Source organism: Ruminococcus sp. (assembly GCF_016283395.1).
This window is the reverse complement of sequence record NZ_JAEEMU010000001.1, coordinates 1-6,504: the sequence shown is the minus strand read 5'-3', so window position 1 is coordinate 6,504 and position 6,504 is coordinate 1. Positions and strand designations below refer to the sequence as shown.

The 6,504-nt window shown below is 44.4% G+C and carries 6 protein-coding genes; 1 reads left to right on the top strand and 5 read right to left on the bottom strand.

Annotation, left to right across the window (positions count from 1 at the left end; translation table 11 throughout):
- From QZZ41_RS00030 to QZZ41_RS00020, 3 genes are all read right to left on the bottom strand, one after another.
- The coding region (locus QZZ41_RS00030; RefSeq protein WP_295066482.1) for an ABC transporter permease at positions 1-782 on the bottom strand (782 nt) is incomplete at its 3' end.
- A complete protein-coding gene (locus QZZ41_RS00025; protein WP_295066480.1) occupies positions 769-1,902 on the bottom strand; it encodes an ABC transporter permease in 1,134 nt (377 codons plus the stop codon). The genes QZZ41_RS00025 and QZZ41_RS00030, both read right to left, overlap by 14 nt.
- Positions 1,903-1,904: 2 nt before the next feature.
- Entirely contained in the window at positions 1,905-2,855 is a 951-nt protein-coding gene (locus QZZ41_RS00020) for an ABC transporter ATP-binding protein (RefSeq protein ID WP_295066478.1), read from the bottom strand.
- A 168-nt stretch (positions 2,856-3,023) separates the two neighbouring features.
- Here QZZ41_RS00020 and QZZ41_RS00015 point away from each other — a divergent pair, with 168 nt between their 5' ends.
- On the top strand, positions 3,024-3,653 hold the full coding sequence (locus tag QZZ41_RS00015) for a response regulator transcription factor (RefSeq protein WP_295066476.1): 630 nt from the start codon (positions 3,024-3,026) through the stop codon (positions 3,651-3,653).
- A 376-nt stretch (positions 3,654-4,029) separates the two neighbouring features.
- On the opposite strand, the gene QZZ41_RS00010 is transcribed toward QZZ41_RS00015, so the two are convergent.
- Positions 4,030-5,499 carry a penicillin-binding transpeptidase domain-containing protein gene (locus QZZ41_RS00010; protein WP_295066474.1) on the bottom strand — a complete coding sequence of 490 codons (1,470 nt, stop codon included), beginning with the start codon at positions 5,497-5,499 and terminating at the stop codon, positions 4,030-4,032.
- A 166-nt stretch (positions 5,500-5,665) separates the two neighbouring features.
- The coding region (locus tag QZZ41_RS00005; RefSeq protein WP_295066472.1) for a penicillin-binding transpeptidase domain-containing protein at positions 5,666-6,504 on the bottom strand (839 nt) is incomplete at its 5' end.

Below are 6,504 nucleotides of genomic sequence, written 5' to 3'. Positions count from 1 at the left end.
GTGTAAACCTCCTTGTTGAGTATCATACCGCCAATCATAAACATCAGCCATATTACAAACACAAACAGGAAGCTTCCGAGGAAAAGCTGGAACGTATATGAAGATTCCTTCATACATGAGCAGTTGGTACGGTAACGTATATCCTTCTTGTTCATAGTAACAAGTACAAGGCTTACCACACTGATAATGATAGATACGAGTATATATGGCATATACTGGAAATAGCCTGCAAAATCAACGCTGAAGTGTGAGTTGCCCGCATTGTCTGCCCTGAACATATTTACCTCTGCGTTCTGAGACAGTGCAACTTCTGCACTTGCAACAGCCTCATCAAAGGTCTTGCCCATACTGAGATAAGCCTTTACTGAGTTGACATACTCGTCAAGCACCTGTCCCATATATACTACAGAAAAGCTGTCACTCAAATGGTAGCTGCCGAAAAGGTCTGCTGTGTCCCCTGCTTTGATCTTTTCAGCGTATCCCTTGTTGATTATGAGTGCATAATCGATTCTTTTGTAGTAAATTGAATCTATGATAATATCCCTGTCATTCTCTATTTCAACTATATCATTGCTTTTCTTTATAAAGTCTGCCAGCGCATGACTTTCGGCAGTATCGTCCTCATCGAATATACATACATTCAGTCTGCTTGCTTCAAACTTGTTTTCCTTGGTGGAAGCATTTGCAATTATTGCCGATATGGCAAAAAAGCAGACGATACCTATTAATGCTGAGGGAAGCCTGCTCCTCATTACCTTGAACATAGCCTTAAATACTTGCATATTTCTTCCTCCTTGAAGTCACAAAGCCAAGAACTATAAACATAACGGATATTGCTGCCATAGTTATGAGCTTTGATATGAAACGGTCATAGTCCTCATAGATATTGAGGCAGTAGAAGCAGTCGGAAATCACTGCTGCGGGGTTGATGTTATTGAACCACGGTATCGTTGCTGCAATAATAGCCTTCATATTGCCCATCATAAGACCGCTGCAAAAACACAGCAGCATTGATATAGAAATAAGTATCGCACTCTTTGCCTTTTCGCTTACACGAGCCAGTGAACCTACGAAGAAACCGAATGAAACGCCTGTGATACCGCCAAGTATAGCCGAAGGATAAACCAGCCACAGTCTGTCGCCGAAATCTATTTTAAGAATGAATGCAAGATAAGTAACGCAAATCAGCATACATACTGTCTGCATTATAAAGCTGCCTGTAAGACAAGCGATTATATTTATTGATTTCGGTACAGGTGAGCAGTTGTTCCTTGCACCAAGAGGTGAAAGATTTGCCTGATTTTGCATAGTGATATGCATACCTGTTATACAGCCGAACATTGCCACCATAGCGATAAGATTATAGAAATACTGTATATACATATCGGGGTTGCCCTGTGTAAGGGGTATATCCCTGCACGTAGAAGCTGTCTCAGATGTGAGTGAAGCGATGACCTCCTGTGCCTTTTCGGGAGCAGTATTTATAGCGTCCATAGCTATTTTTTCACGAACTTTATACTGCTCGATAAAGGATTTCAGCATTGTCTCGCGTATGCCCTTTTCCTTTACTGTAAGGCTGATATTGTCGGAAGTAAAGATTATTCCCTCTACCTTGCCGTCGTCAAGCATCTTTTCAGCCTTTTCCTTATCCACAAAGCTGGCTTTGAGGAAGGGTTCATCAGATTTTTCAATGCCCTCGATGACCTGTTTGAAAGCAGCATTTTCGCTTTCTTCAACTATGGCAACGGGGATTGAGCTGAATTTCTCGGTCTTTTCGTAAATGCTTCCGAAAGCTATTTTAAAACAAGTGCCGAGGATTATAGGAAAGAGTATGAGCCATATGATAAGGTCTTTTGTACGCAGACCGTTTTTCAGCTCATATTTAAGGATATGCATGAACATGGTCATTCCTCCTTGTCTCTGAGTGCAGTACCCGTAATTTCAAGGAATACATCGTTCAGCGTAGGCAGCTCGGTATATACTCTTCCGAAGCCCAGCTCGTTATTCTGCAGCACTTCAAGCACTCTTGTGAGATTGTGCTTGCCGCCAGAACAGTACACTGCAAGCTTTCCGTCGCTGTAATCCGTATCGTAAACATGGGTCAGCCCTGCTATCTCCTTAAGCACACTGTCGGGTATCTCCAGTATCTCAATGGTTATGGTCTCAGTATTCTTTATCATACGTTTGAGCTCGTCCTTGGTGCCCTCAGCCACCTTTCTGCCCTTGTCCATGATAGCTATGCGGGTACATATCTGCTCTACCTCTTCCATATAGTGCGAGGTATAGATGACTGTAGCACCGTTTCTGTTGAGCTCCTGTATGCCTTCGAGGATACGGTTTCTGCTCTGAGGATCAACTGCAACTGTGGGCTCGTCAAGGATTATGAGCTTTGGCTTGTGAGCGATACCGCAGGCGATATTGAGTCTGCGGAGAAGTCCGCCCGAAAGCTTTTTCGGATAGAACTTTCTGAAATCCCCCAGTTCTACGAACTTTATTGCTTCCTCAACATATTCCTTGCGCTTTGCCTTGTCCTTGATATAGAGTCCGCAGAAGTAGTCGATATTCTCGTAAACTGTAAGCTCATCAAAAACAGTGACATTCTGCATGATAACGCCTATTTCCTTTTTGATATCGTAGCTTACGGGAGTCATCTTCTTACCGAATATCTCGATGTCGCCCTTGTCAAAGGCAAGAAGTGACAGAAGGCAGTTTATGGTAGTGGTCTTGCCCGAGCCGTTCGGTCCGAGAAGTCCGAATACCTCCCCCTGCTTTATTTCAAGATCAAGGTGATCCAGTGCGATAAGATCGCCGTAGCGTTTTACAAGATTATTTATTTTGATAACTGTGTTTTCCATGGTAAATCCTCCCTGTTGTGTTTTACTGTAATCATTATACCTCAGCTGAAAAGCTTTTTGTAGTGTCTGGAGTCAGTTTTTGCATATGACATTTGTCACATTGTGTACTTGAAAAAAATGTACCGCTATGATATAATAATGAAAAGATCACGGCATAAAGGAGCAATTATGGACATTATCGTAATAGATGACGACAAGCTCGTAGCTCTGTCGTTAAAGACTATACTTGAAAATTCGGGCAAGGTAACTGTTACCGCTATGGGTTCAAGCGGAAATGAAGCAATAGAGCTATACAGGAACGTCAGACCTGATGTTATACTTATGGATATACGCATGGAGGGCATGACAGGTATAGAGGCAGGCGAGGTCATACTGAAAGAGTTCCCCGACGCTAAGATACTCTACCTCACCACATTCTCAGATGATGAGTACATCATCAAGGCACTGAACATGGGCGCAAAGGGATACATACTCAAGCAGGACTTTGACGGCATAGTACCTGCACTTGAAACTGTCATGGGCGGACAGAGCGTCTACGGCAATACCATAATGAACAAGCTCCCTGAGCTTATGAAGCCCAAGGAGCGGTATGACTTTGCTGCTCATGGTATCAGCGACAAGGAGCGCGAGATAATGGAGCTTGTTGCAGAGGGACTGAGCAATAAAGAGATATCGGGCAAGCTCTTCCTCGGGGAGGGCACTATCCGCAACTACATAAGCAATCTCCTTGACAAGCTCGAGCTCCGCGACAGGACTCAGCTTGCAGTATATTATTATACAGAAGTAAAAGGCATATGATATAAATAACGGGCGGATAACCGTGTTGCTAATATAGAAATTTAGACGATTATAGATGGCGGCATCTTCAACGTTCAATTAGGGACGCCTTCTCTTGCAAGGCGTCCCTCTTCCGAAAACAATTCACTGGATTGTTTTCGGAATTCACCCTTGCGATGCGCCTTCGTATTATTTCGCTGTTCTTTAAAAGCTGGGAACAGCGACCAGAGACGCCGTCTCTGGACTCCGCCAAAGGAACACAGTCCCTTTGGAATCCCGTTCATACGCTCAGCAAGTTATGTGGTGAGTCATGCAATAAATTAGCCCCGAAGGAGTTCAATGCATCGGGGCTATACGTCTATATTGGTTTATTTTGTTGTATATGGCGTTTTAATAATCAGTAAGCAAGCACGGTGTCGATTATACCCTGATAGAGATAGCCTGTCTGGCTGGCAAAATCAAATCCGAAAGCCGCAGGATTTTGCAGCTGCATAACAATTATGTATGAACCGCTTGCCTTGTATTCATCATAGTTTGAATAAGTGATCTTTTCGCCTGTGCGGTCATAAATGTTTTTAAGGCAGCCTGTTATGTACAGATAATCTCCTGCACCTGTTTCAGCAGTGCCAGTTTTAGCGTAAAACTCATAATTTTCGGGGACATAAAGTCCGAGATTGCTTGCTACTCCGCGCATACCCTCAAGAAGATTGCCGCGGCAGTTCTCTGGTATGCTTCCGAGTACTTCATATGGAGTACTTCCCTTGACAGTCTGGGTGTACGGATCGTTGGTATCCACCACCTGCTGCATGATGAACGGCTTTACCATATCGCCGAATACCGCTTCTCTGCCGAGAGCTGCAAGGTATATGGGGCAGGTGCGGACATAAGCCTGTCCGAACGCGCTTCTGCGCAGATCATCAAGGCAGTATATCTCGATATTGTTCTCGATAGGTCCGAAATCGCACTGGATAGGGTCGCAGAAATGGAATATATCGTTAAGGTCTGCAAGCACCTGTTCTGCGCCGAGTGTGTCGAATACCTTGGCGAAGAATATATTGCTTGAATTTACGAATGCAGATGTCAGAGTTCTCTCTGGAACAGGATAATATCCCGTATCGTGATCCCAGTTGACTATAGTAGCACCGCTGTCTACCCATGTGCCGTCATCGTAAAGAGTGGTTATGCCGTTTTTGTCGGCAATTACCTCTGACATTATCTTGAAGCATGAGCCGGGTGAAGCGTTCTGGAAAGCCTTGTTTGCAATAGTACCGCCCATAAGACATTCGCCGTATGACGGGTCGGCATCGAACAGCTCAGGATCATAGTTTGGATAGGATACCTCAGCCAGCAGTGAGCCGTCTGTTCTCATTACTACTATTGAGCCTGCCATGCCCATATTTGCCATATATGTTGAAAGTGCGTTCTGAACATTTGCGTCTACAGTAAGGCGTACCGACTGTCCCACGTTAGCCTTCCCGTCAACGGGTGTGGGATTATTTGTACGCAGAATATCACCGAAAACATCGTCTAAGCCTGCCGATGCCGCACTTATTAAGTTGCTGAATGAATAACCGCAGCCTTCGCCGTAAAAACGCTGATCCTGGTTTTCGTCGGCGTAAGTGCCGTATGTTATAAGGTTATAGTTAGTATCGTAGATATTACCTCTGTATACCAGTGTTGTTGTAGTAGTGGTCGTTGTTGTTTCCTCTGTTGTCGTAGCGGCTTGTGCCCCGATGTTTTCCTGCTGTGAGCTTGAATCAGAGTCGCGGTTTATCGTAACTTTTCCTACTTCCGCTGAACAGGACGGAAACGACAATACCGCCGCTGCTGCAAGCAGCGGAATAAGCCATCTTCCCCTGAAAATCATTATGATTACCGTCCTTGTATATATTAGCTTTTTCCACTTTAAATCAGTGGGAAATCTCTCTTTTTTTATTATACATTTTTTTTCTCTTTTCGTCAATACGTTTTAAAAAAGAATATAAAAAAATTCCCTTCTGCAAATACAAAAGGGAATATCTTAAAAAACGTTTTTAATTTCCTGCAACGATGTTCAGGATACCGCTGTAAAGTCCTGCGGACTGAGATGCAAATTCAAAGCCGTGAGCCTGTGGATTCTGCACCTCCATTACCAGTACATATGAACCTGTTTCGCCGTAGTTATCATAGTTGTCGTATGTCTCCGAGCCTGTGCCGTTGTTGTTCTTTGCACAGCCTGTAATATAGAGGTAATCGCCTCTCCAGCCCTCGGCTGTACCTGTCTTTGCGTAGAAGCTGTAGTTGCCGTTTGCGTATACGCCTACATCAGAGGCAACACCGCTCATACCGTTGAGGAGATTGTCACGACATTCAACAGGGATAGAAGCGATAACGTCATATGCCTTTGAGCCGTCGCCTGTCTTTGTTCTGCCGTCGGCAGGGTCAACAGTTGCTTTAAGTACGAAAGGTGTTACCATATCGCCGAATACGGCTTCTCTGCCAAGTGCTGCAAGGAAGATAGGACAGGTGAGCACCTTTGACTGACCGAATGCGCTTCTGCGCAGGTCGTCTATATCCTCTATCTCAATATTGTTGCTAAGGTCGCCGAAATCGCAGTGTATATCGTATGCGTCGTCCTTACCGAAGTGGAAAATTGTCTGAAGATCGCTGAGTACAGCTTCTTCGCCGATAGTATCAAAAGCCTTTGCAAAGAATATATTGCTTGAATTTATAAATGCGGAGCTGAGTGAACGCTCCATAGGGTAGCTTGACTTGTTTGTCTCGTGATCCCAGTTTACGATAGGGTGGTCGTTGCCGAAGTCCCATGTGCCGTCATCGTGCAGGGAATAAACCCCGTGCTTGTCGGCGATGTCTTCGGACATTATCTTGAAGC